The following is an 18,228-nucleotide window of genomic DNA, read 5'->3' as shown; positions in this document are numbered from 1 at the left end:
GATATTTGCGCTCATTTCAGGAGATGAACAGAGCCATTATTAACCCAACTTTTATGATAGTATTCTTTGGTCCGGTTTTCTTACACATCGCAAATATCTTTTTATTCAGGACCTCGTCAAGTACAATTATATGGATGGTGCTTGTATCATCCTCACTTTATATTATTGGGGTTGGTTTGGTGACCATTTTCGGAAATGTGCCCTTGAACGAGCTATTGGACAACACAGATTTGGCACAGGCCAGTCTGGAAGAATTACAACTGTTGCGAGATAAGTTCGAAGTAAAATGGAATAGATTACACCTTATCAGAACTATTAGTTCCATACTATCATTCTTGCTGCTACTACTAATCTGTCTGAGCAGAAACAACGCTATAAACACATAATCTATAAATCTTAAAAATAAATATCATGAGAAAAGCACAAAACATTTTAGTACTGGGTGGCAAAGGAAAAACTGGCCGTCGCGTAGCAAGTAGATTACTAGCAAAAGGGCAATCTGTTAGAATCGGATCCCGGAGTGAAACACCTTCTTTTGATTGGGAGGACCCAATCACCTGGGCAGGCGCCCTGGAAGGAATGCATAGCGTCTATATTACATTTCAACCAGATTTGGCGGTTCCCGGTGCGCGAGAAGCCATTAAAGGATTTACGAGCCAGGCGGTGAAATCCGGAATAAAAAAAGCTGTTTTACTTTCCGGGAAAGGTGAAATAGAAGCAGAAAAATGTGAAGAAATAGTAAAGAACTCCGGTCTGGACTGGACCATAGTCAGAGCCAGTTGGTTTAATCAGAACTTTAGCGAGAGTTTCTTTCTTGATCCTATACTTGCCGGCCATGTGGCTTTGCCAAAAAATGAAGCCAAAGTTCCTTATGTAGATGCTAATGACATCGCCGATGTCGTTGTTGAAGCGCTGCTGAATAAAGAACATAATGGGAATACCTATGAACTTACAGGGCCACGTACGCTTACTTTTTCAGATGTGGTCAAAGAAATTTCTGTTGTTACAAAGAAAGACATTCAATTTACTTCCATAAGTATGGAAGAATACAATGCAATGATGAAGGAATTTAATTTACCTGATAGCTATCTATGGTTAATCAACTATTTGTTCGAAGAAGTTTTGGTAGAAAGTAATTCAGTAATCACCAATGACATAGAGAAAGTATTAGGCCGGAAACCGATTGATTTTACCGAGTATGCCCAAAGAACAGCGGCTGACGGCGTTTGGAATCTGATACCAAAAACAGTGGCACAGAAAGTTTAGTATTGGACCTGGAGTAATTTTAAATTTTGGTGAAATCAATTAAAAAGGACAATCCCAACTAGTTTGGGACTGTCCTCTTGATTATATAAATCTGCTTTTAATGCTTGGCATTGCTCAAATTATAATTAAAAATTATGGATTAAATTTCGAACTAGAAAACCGGGACAGAATTTTAATGTAACATTTTTTAAAAAATATTGTCTAATAAATTGCATGCCTTGCTCTTGGGGTCTGACTTCTAACTAATTCTATTATGAAAAATTTACTTTTTTTAGCTGCCTTGCTGCTGTTTTGGCAAGTGCCTGCTCAGCAAATGTTCACTAGTTCACAATGGCAGGAAGACCTGAGTTTCCTGCAACATACCGTCCATAAGGATTATCCTTTTCTTTTTAAAAAGACCACGGCCGCCGAATTTGATAAGGCTGTTGTGGAGTTATATACGGCCATTCCCCAAATGCAGGATCATGAAATACTAGTTGGTTTTGCAAGGATCGTCGGAATGTTTAAATACGGGCATACCCGGGTGAGCTTTTCGGAAAGTCCAATTCCATACCAGCAGTTGCCTCTAAATATATACCAATATAAGGATGGGACATATATTAATGGGGCACATAAGGACTATGAAGCCTTAGTGGGGGCAAAAATACTTGAAGTAGAGGGCAAGCCCATAAACCAGGTTTTAGAGGCTATCTATCCTGTGGTACCCGCTGAGAATGATCAATTCTTTAAGGCCTGGGGAGGTATTTATCTGGTGGTGCCTGAGGTTTTGCATGCACAGCGCGTCACGGAAACCTTAAAAAAGAAAATCTCGTTTACACTCGAAAAGAACGGAAAAACCTTTAAGGCTGAAGTAAATGCCGGCAAGCCACAGCATGATTACCTTGAATATGGTGAGATTAAACCTGGTACAGATTGGACAGGGACAAGAGACCAGACAAACAACCCGCTCTACCTTAAAAACCTGGATAAGATCTACTATTTTGAATATCTGCCTAATGAAAAGGCGTTATATGTTAGGCATAGTCAGATACAGGACGATCCTGATGAGAATATCCCGGCATTTTACAAACGCCTGTTTGAATTTATAGACAACAATGACGTAGAGAAATTAGTTTTGGACGTACGTCTAAATGGCGGAGGCAATAATTATAAGAATAAACCCATAGTTACAGGGATCATAGAGCATCAGAAGATCAATCAGCCCGGGAAATTTTTCGTTATCATAGGCCGGCGTACTTTTTCCGCCTGCCAGAATTTGGTGAATGAACTGGATAATTATACCAATGCTATTTTTGTAGGAGAACCTACTGGAGAAAACATTAATTTCTATGGTGACAACCGCCGCGTAGAACTGCCCAATTCCAAGCTGCCCGTTTACCTGTCCTTTGCCTGGTGGCAGGATAAGCCCCAATGGGAAAATGCAGATTATACCGTGCCTCATTTGGCCGTGGACATGACTTTTGTGGATTATAGTGCCAACAAAGACCCGGTCCTGGATACAGCCCTGAATTTTTCTACCGATAATTTTATCATAGATCCCATGGGTTACCTAACCCAGATCTTTATGGATGGTAATTATGAGTTGGTGGCTACAGAAGCCCAGCGCCTGGTGAAGGATCCGACCTATAAGTTTTTTAATTTTGAAGCTGAATTCAATAAGGCAGCTTATCAAATGCTGGGCTCCGATCAATTTGAAGGCGCCCTTTTTGTATTCGAAATGAATGCCAAACTTTTCCCGGAATCAGCCAATACCTGGGACAGCCTGGCTGAGGGTTATTGGAAATCTGGCGACCTGATAAAGGCTAAAGAATATTACAATAAGGCCATACAACTAGACCCTGATAGTGCTACAGCCAAGAACTCCAGGGCCATGTTAAAGAAGATGGAGGCGGAACAATAGGACTCTATGCAGCAATTTCTGATTTTATGTACAAATAGCTTTGCCGGACTATCTGTAAATTACCGGCATATTAGTTCCCAAATACTGCATATATTAGGTCAACTTTTAAAATAATCCTATGAGCTCTTATACTAAATGATAGAGGTATTAAAGTACATACAAAAAATACCAGAAGGCTATTCTGAAGGAATTTATAATGCAAAAAAGTATAGTATTACAAAAGAAACTTTTAATAATGATAAGTCTTTCAAAATATATGGCAAGGAACTACAAGGTACTGATTTTATTAGCTTAAATTATTATATTACAGCTAACAAAGAGCTCTTAAAGCCCTGCGAAATGCCAGAACAGAAAGTGATTCATTTTTTGGAGAACATTCAAATTTTATAAATAACATATGCAGTTAGGATTAGGAACTGCCGCTTTAGGACGGCCGCAATATATTAACGTGCGCCAGGAGGTGCCTGAAGGACAAGATTTAGAAACTTTTAAAGCACAAGGTTTTTCTGTTTTAGAAAACGCCTACAATCTGGGTGTTCGCTATTTTGATACCGCTCCGGGCTATGGTTTAGCAGAACAATTAGTGTTAGAATGGCTGCAGACTAAAAATGATCCCAGCATACAAATTGCAACAAAATGGGGATATACCTATGTTGCTAATTTCGATATAAATGCTACAATTCATGAAATAAAAGAACACAGCATAGAAAAATTAAAAGAGCAATGGGAAGTTTCAAAAGCATTTATGCCCCATTTAAGAGTATATCAAATACATTCAGCTTCTCTGGAAACAGGAGTATTGGATAATGAGGCAGTTCTAATTCCGTTAGCATTTTTAAAAAAGGAACATAAGCTCGAAATTGGTATTACCACCACAGGGGATAATCAGGTAGATGTTATTAAAAAGGCGCTGGATGTTACCGTAGATGGCCAACAACTATTTGATGCTTTTCAGGTAACCTATAATATGCTGGATCAAAGTTTGGGCAAAATTTCAAGGGAACTCGTACAACAAGAGAAAAGAATTATTATTAAAGAAGCCCTGGCAAATGGCAGGGTTTTTAGAAACAAAGCCTATAGTCATTATATCAACCTATATGGTGAACTCGAGCGTTTGGCTTACAAATACAAGGTTGGGGTAGATGCCATTGCCCTCCAATTTTGTGGGCAAACTCTCCCTACAAGCATCCTATTAAGCGGCGCAAGTAACACGGCACAGTTGCAGGAAAATTTAAAACTTAATACTTTCCATCTCTCAGAAGATGAGATTCTAGAACTGGCTTTATTTAAGATAGATCCAATTACCTATTGGAAAGAACGCAGCCATTTGAAATGGAATTAAAAGCTCTAAAGAAATAAATTTTTTGAGATGAAAAGTCAATAATTGAATTATTTTTTAGCCTTTACATACTTTGCAATTGCTAATTCACTGCTTTTCATGGCCATTTTATCCAGTTTATTAGAAATCATCTCTTTTCCATTATCCTCCAGTTCTGTAATGTGGAATCTCATATCCTTATCCATATAACCACCATAGCCAACATTGGTTTTCCAAACCCTTGCCAAATCGCTTTTTCTGATAATTCGCATTTCAACAGCCAGGTTTAAATGATAAGTTCTCCATTTAGTTGTACCATAGGATGCTTTCCATCCCATTAATGGAATTATTACCTCCACGATATAATCCGCATCAACATTGGCATATTTTGACACCTCTTTAAGTTCGGCAGGCATCATAAACTCTGATGCTTCTTCCTTAACTTCAACATTAGTCATAAGTCCATTGGACTTAAATAATTCAGAAAGATTTTCCTGTACCCTATCCTCAGGATAAAACCGATGTAATTCGGTATTGTCGGCAATATCTGATTGGGTAAGGTCAGCTATCAGTCCTTCGCCTACCACATCTTTTGGGGTCATAAAATATAAAGGAGGCGCTTGGTAGCGAACCATTAATACTCTTGCGGTTTTTAGTTCCTCTTTCGTTTCTGGTGTAAGTTTCGCTTTTTTCTGTGCGTTTAGACCTGGAGTTAATAAAACAACTAACAGTATATAAAAAACGGTTCTAAGGTTGTGATTTTTCATTGTGGGAGCAATTAATAAAGATTATTCCAATCGTATTATCCCAGGATAATCATGGGTCAATTTGCGGTTGGTGTTATGATAAAACGCCATATCATTGCCTATATTGCCTGATTGTGTCTCCGGAAATGTATAAAATGAAATCCCTGAACTGCAATAATACATCTCGCACACTTTTTTAAAATTAGGTGTCATTACTCATGGGAAATGATACTTCTTTTGTTTGCAGTTAAGCAAAAGTCAATCTAAATTCTATTATATTTATCAAAAGCTAACAAACCAACTATGAGACATTCACTTTACACATTTGCCATTTTTATTTTTACATGTATCAGTTGTAATATCGAAAAGAAAACTGAGGAGACCAGCCCTGTCGTAGAATCCAAAAAACCTCTCCCACATTTCACCTATCATAAGGAGAATTTATTTCCGGGAGATGGAAGTTTACTTCGGGCTGAAGACGGTGTTTATTTGGAAGATGGACGTATTGTAGTCGTGGATCAGGCAAAAGGTCTCCGATTAATAGAAAAAGATGGTTCCAATCGCCCATTTGGCGATTTCGCAGCCGCGGGTTTTGTACATCTGCCGCCGGAGCAAGTTGCAGCTCCCAATGGTGTTGTATTAGAACACGATAAAGAACATATATTAATGTCTGATGTTGCAGACGGAAAAATTTATCGAATAAATGTAGCTTCAGAAGAAGTGGAAATGATCTATGATCATCCTTATGGCGTTAATACGATCTACAGAGATAAAACGGGAGCGTTATGGTTCTCACAATCTACAGAGAGTACTAATGTACAAGAAATGTTTCGTGATGTAAATTTACCCGTACCACATGGGGCTGTTTTCAGGATGGCCGACTTAAAAAGCGTAGCTGTTAAAATTGCCGACAGTCTGTATTTTGCAAATGGTATCACCATGGATAAGGAAGAAAAGCACCTATTTGTTTCAGAAACCATGATGGATAGAGTACATGCATTTGAATTAGATATTAATAGTGGTTTGGCCAAATATACGGGAGTGGCTGCCAATGTAGGATCTCCGGATAATTTATTAATAGATCATGAAGGTCGGTTAATCATTGCTTCTCCTCTCTATAACCAGGTGATTGCTGTAGATTTTAAGAATCATTCTCAGCATGTAATTTTTGATGGTTCTTCAAATGATAATTTAAAGATTACCAACGAATGGAATAGAAGAAGTCATTTGGGAATGGAGAGACTTGAATTACTTACACCAGATCTGTTTCTTCCCCTGCCTGGATTACTCACGGGTATGTTCTTTTCTGATGATGGCCACACGCTATATATAACAAACCTGGGTAATGATCTTTTGAAATATGATTTCTAATGGCATCCCCGCCAAGCAGCATCATTAAAAACATTGCGAAGAATAGGTTTTAACTAAGGATGAAAAGACAATTCTAACTATATTTTTTATCCACTCGGGTTCTTGTATTATTCTATTTAATAGAAAGATTGTATCTTATAATTCTATTATTCATCAATCAAAATTCATCAATCAATGAAAAAGCTTCTAAAGTTTAAGTGGCTTATTGTGCCACTGTTCGTTCTCGTAGTTTTAATAGGATTATATCTTTTTTATGCCCGATTCGGGGGGGTTAAAGAAAAAATACATTTTACTTCCGATATTGAAATTGAAGGGATGCTCCTAAGGCCTGATACTCCTGGTCCACACCCGGCCATACTATTGCTTCACGGGGCAGGAGATAGTCATCAGGAATATGACAAATCATACTTTAAGTTTCATGCTAATGCCTTTTTAGAAAAAGGATTTGCCGTATTGGTATATACAAAAAGGGGTTCCGGAAATAACGATGTTAATTATCGCTATTTTACTTATAAGCAATTATTAAGTGATGCGATGGCCGCGCTTAAGTATTTAAGAAGTCAGGAAGACATAGACCAACAGGCGATTGGAATTATGGGAGTCAGCGAATCAGGATGGTTTACACCTGAAATGGCCAACATAGATGGTAATATTAAATTCATAATCAATAGGGTTAGTTCTCCCTTTTCTGTAACACGCACGGTGATCCATGAACGTAAAATGGACGCCCTGAGAGAGGGTTTTACAGATGAAGAAGTGGAGCAGGAAATAGTACCCATCACTAAACAAATTTGGCAATTTTATATCGATGTTTATGAGGACCCATCCTTAGCAAATGGTCCTGAACGCGATCGCTTAAATCGAAAGATGAAACAGGCGAATGCAGATGAGCGCTTGGGACAATGGTTTACATCAGATCAATTAAATAAATATGATTCCTTACTCTATGCTTCAAGGGGCCAGAATTATTCATATGACCCTTTGCCATATTTAAAAAAAATAAATGTTCCCATGCTCTATGTTATGGGTGGCAAAGACATTAATATGCCCACTAAAGAGATTGTACCCTTTCTTGAGAAATTTCGTGACAGTAGCAACAAACCAATCGATATAAAAGTATATCCCGAGGCCAGTCATTATTTATATAAATGGGGCCTTGAAGACGGCCCTTATGAAGGGTGGCTCTATCAGGACGGTTATATGGACTTCATTTCGGGTTGGGCATCAGAACAAATAACACCTTAGCGAAGGCAGTAGGACATGCCGTTTAGAGAGGAAAAATGATCTATGATTATAAAATTAATGGACGAATCTGCGGTATTTTAAATTAATGGTACCATCTTTGCTCTATAAAAGGTAATATAAATACATTAAAATTAAATTAAGATGAGTAAAGGAACAGTAAAATTCTTCAATGATGCCAAAGGTTTTGGATTTATCACTGAAGAAGGTACAGACAAAGAACATTTTGTACATTTTTCAGGATTAATCGATGAAATTCGCGAAGGCGATGAAGTTGAATTTGATCTTACAGAAGGAAAAAAAGGATTAAATGCAGTAAACGTAAAAGTTTTATAACATATACGCTTATACTTTGACACAAAAGCCCCTCAAAAATTTGAGGGGCATTTTTATTGTCCAAAGTTGCCGAATAAGATAAAAATTAAAGTTGAACCCTGTTCTAAATAATTTCAGAGTTGGCCTCGATCAGTTCCAGGTCAAGTTCATTAAAATTATTTGCAGCTTTTACCAACAGGGTAGAGCCTATGGTTTCAAATAGTTGATTGGTTCTTATAACAAATTCGGCCTGTTTTTCAATTTTGTAATTCGGTATGCCAACCAGGGTCAGATCAGTTGAGGCAGATTGCTCTTCAATGATGTTATAAAATGGTTTTTGCTCTACGGCATTGTTAATAATTCTAATTTCGACCTTAACTCTTAAATCTTCAACCAGTTTAGAAATTTTCGAATGTATTATAGTACTATCAACATTGTTGTTGTTCACGAACAATACTCTAATATTGGTATCGTTCCAATTAGGGGAGGCAATTATAAATCGTGCGATATTCAGCATCATCTCAGCATTCTTGCTGTCTGTTTCCCGCCACCAAAGATCTACTGATCGATAGTTACCGAATTTGGTTTTCCTGTCAAAATCCAAATACAATAAGTTATAATCTAAATACAGCAAGGTCTCGGTCATTTTGGCATATTCCCCTGAATTTTCTAAACCTTTGGGCCATCCCATCATTATGGTATTGGGTTCAACCCCTGAAAACCCAAATACTGTGGCAATATTTGTAATACCACTATAGATGTTATCCACTTTTACCTGCCTTCCAAAAATACCAAGTTCCTTAAAAGATTCACTGCGTACAATTTGCTCAGTTTTTTTTAAAGGTGTATCATCTTTGGCATCAACAATTAGCTTAAAATTAGTTACGATGCCTGTACGGCCCGAGACGGTTTTACATAACTCCAACAAATAGGATTGATGATCACTTCTACCGCTAAAGAGAATAATATTTGGATTCCAATTGGAATTTTCGTCCACCTGGGCATCTATCTTTTTTAATCCTTTGTTTACCACATTTTCCCAAACACTTCTCCATACGTCATTCGATTGCAGCTTAACTTCCTTTCGTTGAAGACCAAAATATAGACCCCCAATTACCGCTAGTGCGGCGAACATGGCAATCATATCTAACTTGAACATGACCCCAAAGCAGGCTACAAATCCAAGCAAACCGATCCATCGTTTAATTTTGAAACTTGGCTGAAAATCAGGATTTGCCCAACTTTCCAGGAAATAGGAAATATTGATAAAACCGTAAGCGGTCAGATAAAACATAGAGACCACCCGCGCAATAACGTCCAATTCCCCTATAAGAACACCCGCCTCCGCAATTATAAAAACCATTAATAGGGCGTTCACCGGTTCATTATTGGTTCCTTTTCCTTTACCAAATATTTTTGGGGTTACCTTATCGATGGACATGGCCTGCAAAATTCTTGGTCCTCCAAGTATGCCTCCTAAGGCCGAAGAAAGGGTAGCGCCCCATATTCCGGCAACAACAGCAGGTGCAAACAAGGCAACCTTCATAAGAATGTTATAGTCTGTTTTCAAAACATCCGAATTGATGGTAAAGGCCATAAAAACAGCAAGTACAAGATAGACTACAAGCCCTACACCAATAGCACTCAAAGTACCTACGGGGATTGATGTTTTAGGGTCTTTTAAATCCCCGCTCATAGCGATGCCAGCCGTAAAACCTGTAACCGCCGGAAAAAATATGGCAAAGACCACCTCAAGGGGTACGGAACCTTCAGTTGATAATAGGGGTACCGATTCCGGTACAAACTCAGATGATCCGGCAAAGATGGCAATCAAGGAAACGGCAATTGCCGCTAAAATAAAATATTGTGCTTTAAGGGCCAAAGACGTACTTATTAATGCAATCGCCGTTAATGTTAACAATGCGATGGTTCCTGTTATTCTGATATCATTGACAGACATGCCAAATCCGAAATACGCATTAAAACTTTCTGAAAAACCTACTAAATAGAGCGCAATAGAAAAGGCGGTGCCTACAGCTAAGGCAATTCCAATTGAGCCGCCTATGGGAATTCCCATACTCCGTGATAGCACATAATAAATGCCCCCGGCACCAATCTTTTTGTCGGTCGCTACAGAAGATACGCTTAAACCCGTAGTCACTGCAATTAAATGGGCAATTATGATTATAACAATGGCACCCAATAGACCGGCATTACCAACTACCCAGCCCAAACGCATGTACATAATAACCCCTAAAATGGTAAGTATGGAAGGGGTAAATACTCCCGCAAAAGTGCCAAACTTCTTCTTTTCTGCCATGCGTTACGGTTGGTTACTTGTGATGGTTCACAAAAGACTGGTAATATAGCTAATATTTTTGAGCGATAAAGTTCGATTCCCTCAATACTAATATCTTCACTAAAAAATAGCTGTCTATAGTTTGTTAACGACCAATTCCTTTTGTGAACTGACGGTTTTAACACATTTTTATAAGGTAGAGTAATTTTTTAGTGGTTATTTTGTTTAATTATATTTGATATAATTTAAACAATATGAGCTTTAATTTGGAAAAGTTAATACTATTTACCATCATCGCACTCGTTTCAGAGGGCCTTTATTCACAGGTTACCGCCACAGTCTATGGTAAAGTGTTAAATGAAGTTGAAGAACCCCTGTTCGGTGCTTCCGTTTTTTTGGAGGGAACCCAATTGGGAGCACAAACCGATTTTGATGGGGCTTATGAAATTAAAGGGATTCCCCCGGGATCATATAATCTTATTGTCACATATTTGGGGTATAAATCGCAAACAAAGTACAATATAATTGTACGTTCAAAAGGAACCCCAGCCTATAATTTTGTTCTTGAAGTAGAAACCGAAAAACTCCGGGAAGTAGTGGTGTCCAATGGCAATACTATTAGCAGACCCAAAGAAACCCCTTTATCAACACAGACACTTTCTGCTGTAGAAATAGCCACCTATCCTGGAAGTAATAATGATGTGGTACAAGTAGCGCAGACCTTACCCGGGGTGTCTCCATCTATTGGAGGGTTTCGAAATGATCTCATTATAAGGGGTGGCGCGCCTAATGAATCTGTATATTATTTAGACGGAATGGAGATTCCAAATATTAACCATTTTAGTACTCAGGGGAGTGCGGGAGGTCCGGTAGGCCTCATTAATGTCTCCTTTATTGATAATGTTACATTATCTTCTTCTGCTTTTAATGCCCGCTATGACAATCCTCTATCTGGCGTGCTGCAATTTGAACAACGCAATGGTAATAACAGAAATTTTGCCGGTAACTTTCGAGTCAGCGCCAGTGAGGCGGCTTTGACCTTGGAAGGTCCCTTATTTAAAAAAGGGGAAACTACCTCCAAAACTACATTTTTGGCATCGGTACGCAGAAGTTATTTAAAATTTTTATTTGAAACTATTGGCCTGCCATTTCGACCCGATTATTGGGATTATCAATTTAAAGTAGATCATCAATTAGATGCTTATAACAATCTTAGTCTTTTAGGTGTAGGGTCAATAGACGATTTTTCGGCCGCCCCTCCGGAAGAGTTTGATCCGGAATCTGAAGCTCAATTAGAACAAGCCCCTTTTATTAAACAGCGCACAAATACCATAGGTATAAGTTGGCGCAAGCGCTTTAAAAAAGGTAATGGTTTTATGATGACCACACTAAGTAATAATACGTTGATAAATGACTTTACAAGATACGATGATCCTATCACAGAAACTGGTGTAATCTTCAATAACGATGCAACCGAATCTGAAACCAAGCTGCGGTATGAATACACACAATTCTTTTCGGGATGGAAATTAAGCTCTGGATTTAACGTACAGTATGCGGATTACAAAAACAATACCTTGGATTTAACCAATAGCGCTGTCTTTAATACAGCAATAGATTTTATGAAATATGGGCTTTTTGCTAATTTAACCCGATCCTTTTTTAATAATACCCTGGATATTTCTTTCGGGTTCCGTATGGATGATGATGGATTTACACAAAATGAAAGCCTGTTGAGCACCTTTTCACCGCGTTTATCTGCCTCTTATGAATTTACCACAGACTGGCGATTAAATGGTTCTATAGGCCGCTATTACAAAATTCCTCCATACACCATCCTGGGCTTCAGAAATAATGCCGACGAATTAGTGAATCAAAACGTAGATTATACCAGAACCGATCATTTTGTATTGGGAATACAGCACTATTTTTCGCCTTCCTCCAGTATTTCATTGGAAGGTTTTTATAAGGCCTATGATGATTATCCCGTTTCTGTGCGTGACAGTGTTTCTTTGGCGAATAAAGGTGGTGGTTTTGAAGTATTGGGAAGCGAACCAATTGAGACCGTTGGAAAAGGAAGGAGTTATGGGATGGAACTTCAATTCCAACAAAAATTATCCAAGAATTTCTATGGGATTTTTGCTTATACCTATTTTTTCAGCGAGTTTACGGGCTTTGATCGGGAAATATACAGACCCTCCGTGTGGGATAGCAGACATTTGGTGTCATTTACAGGAGGTTATAAGTTCCCTAAAAATTGGGAACTAAGCGCTCGTTATCGTTTTGCCGGGGAAACTCCTTATGTGCCTGCAGATTTGGACGCCAGCTTAGAAAATTACCCGGTTATAGTATTGGATTATTCGCGATTGGGGGAAGAAAAACTACCTATATTTAGTCAATTAGATGTGCGCATTGATAAAAAATGGAATTTTAAAAAATTTGCCTTTGATCTATTTATCGAAGTACAGAATCTATTGGGCCAAAACATTCCAAGTCCGCCTGAATATGGACTTAATAGAGATACATCCGGGAATATCATTCAACCAGAGAGTCTCGTAGTTATCGAAAATGAAAGTGGCCAAATAATTCCCAGTATAGGAATTGTGATTGATTTTTAAACCTATTCTTTATGATAGCTGACCTTTTTAGTAAAATCTGCTTTTTAAGTAAAAAGATCTTTAAAAACATAATAATACAAGTCCAAGGTGGGAAGAGCGGCCGAGAATTCGACAAAATAAAATTTCTGAAGGATAGCAGTTCGGCAGCAATGAATATCTGAAACCATGCCGTCTTCTATTATTTTAAACGAAACCTAATGTCTGGAATAATGGAATATAAATGTCACTTTTCACTATCTTTAGGAATATCACAAAACCCATGCGTTTATTTTCATTCTTTATGGGATTTCTTATGTTGTTTAGCTGCAATATGGACAAGAAATCAACAAAGGTTCAAAATAAAGTAGTGCCCCAGCGTGCGGAATTGAGCAAAGACTCCCAAATTTTTCTTGGCAACAGGTTGTTTTCAGAAAAAACATGTATTACCTGTCATGATGTAAGCAAGGAAAAAATAGGGCCTTCGGTCAAAGAAATTATGAGGATCTATAAAGAAAAAAATGGAGATATAGTGGCATTTTTAAAGGGTAATGCAAAACCCATTGTAGACACCACCTCCAGCCAGGTTGCTATCATGCAGGCTAATATTGACGGTTTTTTAAAAGGAATATCTGATGAAGAACTGAAAACCATAGCCACCTATATGCTGCATGTTGATGAATTAAATGCAGATTAGTATCGTTTGAAGAGGTAATTTCGGCGTAGGAGAGAGGAGGGGTGTGACACCGATGAACGAGCTGCCTGAATTCCTGTTATAAAGTAACCAGCCATGATTAAATGCCTGCCAGTAACTGTAATACCTTACTTTTGCATAAAATTTGATTAAGATGCAATCGTTTGACGAATTTAAAATCTCTAACCAACTACGGTCTGCTATTACCGATTTAGGTTATACGAATCCAACACCAATTCAATCTCAGGCCTTTCCGGTAATTTCATCAGGTAAAGATGTTTTGGGTATTGCTCAAACGGGAACAGGTAAAACTTTTGCATATATGTTACCCATTTTACAAGCGCTTACATTTTCTGAAGAAAAGCATCCAAGAGTTTTAATTTTAGTGCCCACGCGCGAATTGGTAGTACAGGTTGTTGAGGAGATTAAAAAATTTAGTAAATACCTCGATAATAGGGTAGTGGGCGTTTATGGCGGCACCAATATAAACACACAAAAAGCATTGTTAGATGAAGGTCAGGACATTGTAGTAGGAACACCTGGCCGTTTATACGATTTGATATTAAGTCGTGCATTGCAATTAAAATCGATTAAAAAATTAGTCATTGATGAAGTTGACGTCATGCTCGATTTAGGGTTTAGGTTTCAGCTTACCAATATTTTCGATTTATTACCAACAAAGCGTCAAAACATTATGTTTTCGGCAACTATGACAGAATAGAAAATATTACACAAAGCAGTTATGCGGTTCCTAACTTTTATACGAAAGCAAATTTGCTTGGACACTTATTAAAGGAGGCATCCACCTTTAAAAAAGTACTCGTTTTTGTTGCAAATAAAAAAAGTGCCGATCGTTTATTTGAAGAATTACAGGAGTTTTATAATGCCGAAATTTGTGTAATTCACTCTAACAAAACGCAAAACTACCGAATGCGGTCTATTAGACAGTTTGATGAAGGCATAAACAGGATTTTGGTAACCACCGATGTAATGGCCCGTGGTCTCGATTTAAACGAAATAACTCATGTTATTAACTTTGACACCCCACATTTTCCTGAAAATTACATGCATCGAATTGGTCGTACTGGTCGTGCAGAAAAGAAAGGAGAAAGTCTTTTGTTCTATACGGAGAAAGAAAATATCTATAAAAATTCTATTGAAGCACTTATGAATATGGAAATTCAACAAATTCCATTTCCCGGGGACGTAGAAATATCGACAAGGCTAACCCCTGAAGAGCAACCTCAGGTTAATGAACCAAATAATCCACATAAACGAAATAATGAGTATGAACGTGGAGCAAGTTTTCACGAAAAGTCAGAAAAAAATAAGAAAACAAATGAAAGAGGATCTTATAAGCGCATGATAAAAGCCAAATATAAAAAACCAAAATCCAGAGGTGATAAGAATTATAATAAAAGTAAAAGAAGGAAATAACTATTGTATTGAATTGATTTATGGCTACATGTTCTTATAGTTACGATTACATCAAACACACTACTTTAATTTGAAGCTTTTGGCCCCATGATCAGAAACATCCAATTAAGGGTAGGTTTAAAGGAAGAGGGTCAGGATGGCATCCTTATGCGCAAAGCTTCCAAAACCCTGGGGTTTCCTGAAGATGATTTTACAATAAAGGTGCTCCGAAAGTCCATTGACGCACGAAAGAAAACCATTTATTTCAATTACAAGCTTGCCGTTTACATAAAGGAAAAAGCTCCTGAAACTTCTACTTACTCCTTTGATTATATGGATGTTTCAAAAGCGAAACCTATTCATATCATCGGTTTTGGTCCTGCGGGAATGTGGGCCGCGTTGCGTTGTTTAGAGCTTGGTTACAAACCTATTGTACTAGAGCGAGGCAAGAATGTGCAAAATCGTCGAAGAGATATAAAAGCCATCAACCAGGACCATGTCGTAAACGAGGATAGTAATTACTGTTTTGGGGAAGGTGGGGCAGGCACCTATTCCGATGGAAAATTATATACACGGAGTCTTAAACGAGGTGATGTCAGACGCATTTTTGAAAGTCTGGTGCACCATGGTGCAACGGAGCAAATTCTTATTGATGCACACCCACATATTGGCACGAATAAACTACCGAAAATTGTTCAGAACATTCGGGAAACAATACTTAAGTATGGTGGTGAGGTACATTTTAATTCTAAAGTAATTGATTTTATAATTGAACGCAATCAATTAAAAACCATTGTTTTACAAGATGAAAATGAAATGCAAGTGTCTCGGGTTATTCTAGCGACTGGCCATTCAGCACGTGACATTTTTTACCTTCTTCAAAAAAAGAAGATTGCCCTAAAAGCAAAGTCTTTTGCGATGGGCGTTCGTGTAGAACACCCGCAACAAATTATTGATTCCATTCAATACCATTGCAAAGGGGAGCGTGATGAATTGCTTCCCGCCGCTTCTTATAGTTTAGTGCAACAAGTGAAGAATCGCGGAGTGTATTCGTTCTGTATGTGCCCGGGTGGTTTTATAGTTCCCGCAGCAACATCACCGGGAGAAGTGGTCGTCAATGGAATGTCGCCCTCAAAACGGAACAACCTTTTCGCCAATTCAGGCATTGTTGTTGAAATAAACGTGGAAGAAGATATTCCCAAATACGAAAAGTTCGGCGTCTTAAAAGGACTGGAATACCAAAAAGATCTGGAACGTTTGGCCTTTACGGCCGGTGGAAGATCCCAAACCGCTCCTGCCCAGCGGTTAACGCATTTTGTAGAAGGTGTATTGTCTCCAGATTTAAACCCAACTTCGTACCAACCGGGACTCAAATCTGCACCTTTGCATTCGCTACTGCCCAGGTTAATAGGGAGCCGTTTAAGAACCGGATTCACCGCATTTGGTAAGAAAATGAAAGGCTACTATACTTCCGAAGCCAATATCGTGGGAGTAGAATCGCGAACTTCGTCTCCGGTAACCATCCCCAGGAACGAACAATTAGAGCATCCGGAAATCAAAGGCTTGTTCCCATGCGGCGAAGGTGGGGGGTATGCGGGTGGCATCGTATCAGCCGCCATGGATGGGGAGCGTTGTGCGGAAGCTGCTGTTGCGGGGTTGTGAAGTATTTTCCCTTCATATAGCTATCTTCAACGTTCTCAGTCTAAATAAGTGTATCTTTGCGCCTTATTTAATAAAATGACATTCAAAGAACTCGGCCTGGCCGATCCAATACTTAAAGCACTTCAGGCAGAAGGCTATACAAACCCCACCCCAATTCAAGTACAAGCCATTCCCATTCTCCTCAAAGGCAAAGATCTTTTGGGTGTTGCACAAACGGGAACGGGTAAAACCGCAGCATTCGGAATTCCTATACTTCAGCATTTGTATAATTCGCAAAATGGACAAAAGGGTAAACGACGGATAAAGGCCCTGATTGTAACTCCAACACGTGAATTGGCCATACAAATAGGCGAAAGTTTAGCCGCTTATGGAAAATTTACAGGCTTGCGAAACACCGTTATTTTTGGTGGTGTCAAACAAGGGAAACAGGTAAAAACATTAAGAAATGGCGTTGATATCCTTGTGGCCACCCCAGGCCGGTTACTCGATTTGACGAACCAGGGTTTTATATCTTTTCGGGACTTAGAATTCGTAGTACTTGATGAAGCCGACCATATGTTGGATATGGGCTTTATTCATGACATTAAAAAGATCATCGCCAAGCTACCCCCAAAACGACAATCACTTTTCTTTTCGGCAACCATGCCCAAAGATATTGTAGCACTTTCGAGAAAAATACTGGGCGATTATGAGCGGGTTACCATCAAACCGAAACAAGCTACCGCGGAGAAAGTAGAACAGGGTGTCTATTTCGTAAGTAAGAGCAACAAGCCTAAATTAATGGTTCATCTTTTACAGGGGAGACCTGATGATTCAGTTTTAGTGTTTTCAAGAACAAAACACGGTGCCGATAAAATCGTCAAAAAATTAAGGCAAGCCGATATAGGGTCGGCGGCCATTCACGGTAATAAATCACAAAATGCCAGACAGAAGGCCTTAGGCGACTTCAAGGATGGAAAACTAAAAGTATTGATCGCTACTGATATCGCTGCAAGGGGCATCGATGTAGAGGAGCTTTCGTTAGTCATCAACTATGACCTTCCCAATGTTTCGGAAACCTATGTGCACCGGATTGGGCGAACAGGTCGTGCGAGTGCCAGTGGAATTGCATTGTCTTTTTGTGACCTGGAAGAACGACCGTACCTTCGGGATATTGAAAAACTGATCAAACAGGAAGTCCCTCGTATGCCTGAACACCAATTTGTGGATAGTGAAGACGAGGTGGAAACCAGGACACCACAAAAACAACAGCGGTCACACAATTCTAATCGCAATAGAAATCGGAACCAGCATCGAAATTCAAATAGTAACGGATCTCAAAATCGCAACAGGAACAGAAGCCGTAACAGGAATTAATAAAGGCTATTTAGCACTTCACTTCCTTAAAAAAAATTTATACTAAATA

14 protein-coding genes and 1 pseudogene are annotated in these 18,228 nt (G+C 38.7%); 13 read left to right on the top strand and 2 right to left on the bottom strand.

The features are described 5' to 3' along the window. From Q0X66_RS13655 to Q0X66_RS13635, 5 genes are all read left to right on the top strand, one after another. Positions 1–386 (top strand): DUF1772 domain-containing protein (locus Q0X66_RS13655; protein WP_297707311.1); only part of this gene is annotated, 386 nt, incomplete at its 5' end. A 25-nt stretch (positions 387–411) separates the two neighbouring features. Continuing rightward, positions 412–1,266, top strand: a complete 855-nt coding sequence (locus tag Q0X66_RS13650) for an NAD(P)H-binding protein (protein WP_297707309.1) — start codon at positions 412–414, stop codon at positions 1,264–1,266. A gap of 253 nt (positions 1,267–1,519) precedes the next feature. Then, positions 1,520–3,166: a S41 family peptidase gene (locus tag Q0X66_RS13645; RefSeq protein ID WP_297707307.1), complete on the top strand. Its 1,647-nt coding sequence runs from the start codon at positions 1,520–1,522 to the stop codon at positions 3,164–3,166. A 135-nt stretch (positions 3,167–3,301) separates the two neighbouring features. Further along, positions 3,302–3,556, top strand: coding sequence for a peptide methionine sulfoxide reductase (locus tag Q0X66_RS13640; RefSeq protein ID WP_297707306.1), 255 nt, complete (start codon positions 3,302–3,304; stop codon positions 3,554–3,556). Positions 3,557–3,563: 7 nt separating this feature from the next. Continuing rightward, a complete protein-coding gene (locus Q0X66_RS13635) occupies positions 3,564–4,508 on the top strand; it encodes an aldo/keto reductase (RefSeq protein ID WP_297707304.1) in 945 nt (314 codons plus the stop codon). A 47-nt stretch (positions 4,509–4,555) separates the two neighbouring features. Here Q0X66_RS13635 and Q0X66_RS13630 read toward each other — a convergent pair whose 3' ends face one another. Beyond that, positions 4,556–5,251, bottom strand: a complete 696-nt coding sequence (locus Q0X66_RS13630; protein WP_297707302.1) for a hypothetical protein — start codon at positions 5,249–5,251, stop codon at positions 4,556–4,558. A gap of 282 nt (positions 5,252–5,533) precedes the next feature. Between Q0X66_RS13630 and Q0X66_RS13625 the strand changes: the two genes are divergently transcribed. The 3 genes from Q0X66_RS13625 (at position 5,534) to Q0X66_RS13615 (ending at position 8,179) form a co-directional block, all read left to right on the top strand. Further along, positions 5,534–6,601, top strand: a complete 1,068-nt coding sequence (locus Q0X66_RS13625; protein WP_297707300.1) for an SMP-30/gluconolactonase/LRE family protein — start codon at positions 5,534–5,536, stop codon at positions 6,599–6,601. A 174-nt stretch (positions 6,602–6,775) separates the two neighbouring features. Further along, on the top strand, positions 6,776–7,846 hold the full coding sequence (locus Q0X66_RS13620; RefSeq protein WP_297707298.1) for a prolyl oligopeptidase family serine peptidase: 1,071 nt from the start codon (positions 6,776–6,778) through the stop codon (positions 7,844–7,846). A gap of 141 nt (positions 7,847–7,987) precedes the next feature. Then, positions 7,988–8,179 carry a cold-shock protein gene (locus Q0X66_RS13615; RefSeq protein ID WP_297707296.1) on the top strand — a complete coding sequence of 64 codons (192 nt, stop codon included), beginning with the start codon at positions 7,988–7,990 and terminating at the stop codon, positions 8,177–8,179. A gap of 103 nt (positions 8,180–8,282) precedes the next feature. On the opposite strand, the gene Q0X66_RS13610 is transcribed toward Q0X66_RS13615, so the two are convergent. Next, entirely contained in the window at positions 8,283–10,478 is a 2,196-nt protein-coding gene (locus Q0X66_RS13610) for an amino acid permease (protein ID WP_297707293.1), read from the bottom strand. A gap of 233 nt (positions 10,479–10,711) precedes the next feature. Here Q0X66_RS13610 and Q0X66_RS13605 point away from each other — a divergent pair, with 233 nt between their 5' ends. From Q0X66_RS13605 to Q0X66_RS13585, 5 genes and pseudogenes are all read left to right on the top strand, one after another. Continuing rightward, complete coding sequence (locus Q0X66_RS13605) at positions 10,712–13,075, top strand: TonB-dependent receptor (RefSeq protein WP_297707291.1); 2,364 nt, start codon at positions 10,712–10,714, stop codon at positions 13,073–13,075. Between the two features lie 259 nt (positions 13,076–13,334). Next, a complete protein-coding gene (locus Q0X66_RS13600; RefSeq protein WP_297707289.1) occupies positions 13,335–13,748 on the top strand; it encodes a c-type cytochrome in 414 nt (137 codons plus the stop codon). Positions 13,749–13,899: 151 nt separating this feature from the next. Further along, a pseudogene (locus Q0X66_RS13595) lies at positions 13,900–15,182 on the top strand (DEAD/DEAH box helicase). A gap of 87 nt (positions 15,183–15,269) precedes the next feature. Next, positions 15,270–16,823, top strand: coding sequence for an NAD(P)/FAD-dependent oxidoreductase (locus Q0X66_RS13590; protein WP_297707287.1), 1,554 nt, complete (start codon positions 15,270–15,272; stop codon positions 16,821–16,823). A 75-nt stretch (positions 16,824–16,898) separates the two neighbouring features. Further along, a complete protein-coding gene (locus tag Q0X66_RS13585; protein ID WP_297707285.1) occupies positions 16,899–18,179 on the top strand; it encodes a DEAD/DEAH box helicase in 1,281 nt (426 codons plus the stop codon). Positions 18,180–18,228: the final 49 nt, after the last annotated feature.

It is taken from the genome of uncultured Eudoraea sp. (assembly GCF_947260015.1).
Taxonomy (GTDB): domain Bacteria; phylum Bacteroidota; class Bacteroidia; order Flavobacteriales; family Flavobacteriaceae; genus Eudoraea.
Note: the sequence above shows the minus strand (reverse complement) of the source record. Positions and strands in the feature narration are given on the sequence as shown.

What these genes read in the sequence shown, in the direction of transcription:
- Q0X66_RS13650 (WP_297707309.1), top strand. Translation starts at nt 412, where the DNA reads ATGAGAAAAGCACAAAACATTTTAGTACTGGGTGGCAAAGGAAAAACT.
- Q0X66_RS13645 (WP_297707307.1), top strand. Translation starts at nt 1,520, where the DNA reads ATGAAAAATTTACTTTTTTTAGCTGCCTTGCTGCTGTTTTGGCAAGTG.
- Q0X66_RS13640 (WP_297707306.1), top strand. Translation starts at nt 3,302, where the DNA reads ATGATAGAGGTATTAAAGTACATACAAAAAATACCAGAAGGCTATTCT.
- Q0X66_RS13635 (WP_297707304.1), top strand. Translation starts at nt 3,564, where the DNA reads ATGCAGTTAGGATTAGGAACTGCCGCTTTAGGACGGCCGCAATATATT.
- Q0X66_RS13630 (WP_297707302.1), bottom strand. Translation starts at nt 5,251, where the DNA reads ATGAAAAATCACAACCTTAGAACCGTTTTTTATATACTGTTAGTTGTT.
- Q0X66_RS13625 (WP_297707300.1), top strand. Translation starts at nt 5,534, where the DNA reads ATGAGACATTCACTTTACACATTTGCCATTTTTATTTTTACATGTATC.
- Q0X66_RS13620 (WP_297707298.1), top strand. Translation starts at nt 6,776, where the DNA reads ATGAAAAAGCTTCTAAAGTTTAAGTGGCTTATTGTGCCACTGTTCGTT.
- Q0X66_RS13615 (WP_297707296.1), top strand. Translation starts at nt 7,988, where the DNA reads ATGAGTAAAGGAACAGTAAAATTCTTCAATGATGCCAAAGGTTTTGGA.
- Q0X66_RS13610 (WP_297707293.1), bottom strand. Translation starts at nt 10,478, where the DNA reads ATGGCAGAAAAGAAGAAGTTTGGCACTTTTGCGGGAGTATTTACCCCT.
- Q0X66_RS13605 (WP_297707291.1), top strand. Translation starts at nt 10,712, where the DNA reads ATGAGCTTTAATTTGGAAAAGTTAATACTATTTACCATCATCGCACTC.
- Q0X66_RS13600 (WP_297707289.1), top strand. Translation starts at nt 13,335, where the DNA reads ATGCGTTTATTTTCATTCTTTATGGGATTTCTTATGTTGTTTAGCTGC.
- Q0X66_RS13590 (WP_297707287.1), top strand. Translation starts at nt 15,270, where the DNA reads ATGATCAGAAACATCCAATTAAGGGTAGGTTTAAAGGAAGAGGGTCAG.
- Q0X66_RS13585 (WP_297707285.1), top strand. Translation starts at nt 16,899, where the DNA reads ATGACATTCAAAGAACTCGGCCTGGCCGATCCAATACTTAAAGCACTT.